Below are 2,760 nucleotides of genomic sequence, written 5' to 3'. Positions count from 1 at the left end.
GCTTACTCATGTTGCTGTTGCTTCCCACCTGAAACTGCTTCCTCTGGGCTCACATGTCCCAGTCTCCAGGTGTCCAGCCCCAGGGTGGAACTTCACACCTGACCTCCTCCACCCGCTACGTCGGAGGAGCGGACGGAGCCGCCTACACCACAGCCGTCACCGGCTACGACACCGCCTACCGCCCACGCGGGACCTCCATCACCATCCCGGCGGCCGAAGGCGCGCTCGCAGGCACCTACACGACCAGGAACACCTACAGCGCCGTCCTCGGATCACTCAAGGAGATGAAGATCCCGGCCGCCGGCGGCCTGCCCGCCGAGACCATCGGCTACGCCTACACCGACACAGGCCTGCCCACAACCGTCGACAGCAACTACACCCAGCAGATCGTCGCCCAGCGCGACTACGACGCACTCGGCCGGGTCACCCGCACCACCGTGGGCGACTACGGCAGCCAGGTGGCCTCCACCCAGCAGTACGACTGGGCCACCGGACGAGTCATCAACTCCTTCCTCGACCGGCAGAACGGCACGGTATCCGCCGACCAGACCACCTACACCTACACCGCCTCGGGACGGATCACCTCCGCAACCGACCTCCAGGACGCCCGTGACCGCGACCTGCAGTGCTACACCTACGACCACCTCGGCCGGCTGACCAACGCCTGGACCGACACCGGCGGCACCCACACCACAGCCGACTGGACGGACTCATCCGGTGAACGCCACGGCACCGGCAGCTCCACCACCGTCCCCGGAGTGGGCGGCTGCGACAACGGCAACGGCCCGGCCCTCACCGTCCCAGGCGGTCGCACCGTCGGCGGCCCCGCCCCGTACTGGAACACCTACGGCTACGAGGCCACCGGCAACCGCACCGGCCTGGTCCAGCACGACATCACCGGAAACACCAGCAACGACACCACCACCACCCAGACCTTCGGAGCCGACAAGAGCACCAACACCCCCACCACCGCCCCCAACACCGGCGGCGGCACCGGCGGCCCCCACGGCCTCCTGAAGACCACCACCACCTCCCCCGCAGGCACCAAGGCCGTCGGCTACCAGTACGACGCCCGGGGCAACACCACCGCCATCACCGACACAGGAGGCACCACCACCCTGACCTGGAACAGTGAGGACAGGCTCGACTCCCTCACCAAGACCGGCCAGGCCGGCGCCACCACCTACCTCTACGACGCCGACGGCAACCAGCTCATCCGCCGCAACCCCGGCAAGACCACCCTCAACCTGCCCACCGACGAACTCACCCTCGACACCGCCACCGGCTCCATGAGCAACGTCCGCTCCATCGCGGCGTCCGGCGGCCTCACCTACACCCGCGTCACCGCCCCCATCGGCGGCGGCACCGTCCTCATCCAGGCCGCCGACCCCCACGGCACCAACGGCGTCCAGATCAACACCGACACCGAGATGACCGTCACCCGGCGGCTCACCGACCCCTTCGGCAACCCCCGCGGCACCCAGCCCCCCACCACGGCCTGGGCCGGAACCAAGGGATTCGTCGGCGGAACCAAGGACGACACCACCGGCCTCACCAACCTCGGAGCACGCCAGTACGACCCCACCTCCGGCCGCTTCATCAGCCCCGACCCCATCCTCGCCACCACCGACCCCCAGCAGTGGAACGCCTACGCCTACAGCAACAACGACCCGGTCAACGGCTCTGACCCGACCGGCCTGCTGTGCGAAGGAATCCTCTGCGGCGGCGGCCACGACGTCCCCTGGGGCCCGCCGGCCCAGGTCCCGTCCTACCTCGGCAACGACAGCGGCACCGGGTACGGCGCAACCGACTGCCGCCACGACAACTCATGCGCGTCTCTCGAAGAACGCACCATGAGCGCCTTCCTGAAGACCGCACAGATGGCCCAGCACCAGGACCAGGTGCGGACCACCGACAACACGACCCAGGCCGAATTCATCCGAGTGCTGAAGAAGTACAACTCGGGTACCGGAACTATCGACTGGGCTGCGCTCCAGATGTGGAGGTACGGCGCCACCGAGGCTCGAAGGCCAGATGACCGGCCATGGCGCGTCCGGTGACCCCCTGTACACGCCCTTCGGATTCTCTCCGATGGAGAAGAGCGCCAACGCAGTCGGCAGCTCATTTGCGGGTGTAGCTGCCCGGGGCGGCCGGCCGGGCGAGCTCATGGGCCTCTCCGCGAAGGCCAGGGCACGACTATGCGAGAGCTTCGTCGCTGGCACCCTCGTACTGATGGCTGACGGCGACCAGAAGCCAATCGAGCAGGTGAAGATTGGCGACGATGTCGTTGCCAGCGACCCCCAGACAGGAGTTACTGGCGCCAAGGTCGTGACAGCCGCCGTCACAACACCTGACGACGAAGACTTCACCGACCTGTCCCTCCAGGATGGCCAGGCTTCGACAAACGCGGGCTCTGGTCAAGACGCGACTCTCACGACCACGTGGCACCACCCCTTCTGGAGTGTCACCTCCGGACGGTGGGAAGAGGCCAGTTCGCTCCAGGTCGGCGAGAGGCTGCAGCAGCCTGATGAGACAGCAGTCACCGTCAACGGTGTACGCAACTATCACCAGCAGGCCCTGACCTACAACCTCACGGTCGCAGACTTCCACACGTACTATGTGCTCGCGGGGGCCACGCCAGTCCTTGTACACAATAGCGATTGCGGGCCGGAGATGACCGGTGTGAAGACTCGATCAGCACCACCGCACAGGAGCGCGCCGCCGGAGCCCGCTCCTCCAGCTTGATCTCGATCCGCGGAC

General features: G+C 67.2%; 2 protein-coding genes. Both read left to right on the top strand.

The window, feature by feature from the left end; genetic code table 11:
• Positions 1-53 precede the first annotated feature (53 nt).
• Positions 54-2,060: an RHS repeat-associated core domain-containing protein gene (locus ABZ885_RS38865; RefSeq protein ID WP_360199579.1), complete on the top strand. Its 2,007-nt coding sequence runs from the start codon at positions 54-56 to the stop codon at positions 2,058-2,060.
• A 172-nt stretch (positions 2,061-2,232) separates the two neighbouring features.
• A complete protein-coding gene (locus ABZ885_RS38860; RefSeq protein WP_360199577.1) occupies positions 2,233-2,745 on the top strand; it encodes a polymorphic toxin-type HINT domain-containing protein in 513 nt (170 codons plus the stop codon).
• Positions 2,746-2,760 lie beyond the last annotated feature (15 nt).

The sequence above is a fragment of the Kitasatospora sp. NPDC047058 genome (genome assembly GCF_040643935.1).
Lineage (GTDB): Bacteria > Actinomycetota > Actinomycetes > Streptomycetales > Streptomycetaceae > Kitasatospora.
The sequence above is the reverse complement of the archived record's forward strand: the minus strand, read 5'-3'. Positions and strand labels throughout refer to the sequence as shown.

Coding starts and splice junctions, on each gene's coding strand:
- ABZ885_RS38865 (WP_360199579.1), top strand. CDS start 54: ATGTCCCAGTCTCCAGGTGTCCAGCCCCAGGGTGGAACTTCACACCTG.
- ABZ885_RS38860 (WP_360199577.1), top strand. CDS start 2,233: ATGGCTGACGGCGACCAGAAGCCAATCGAGCAGGTGAAGATTGGCGAC.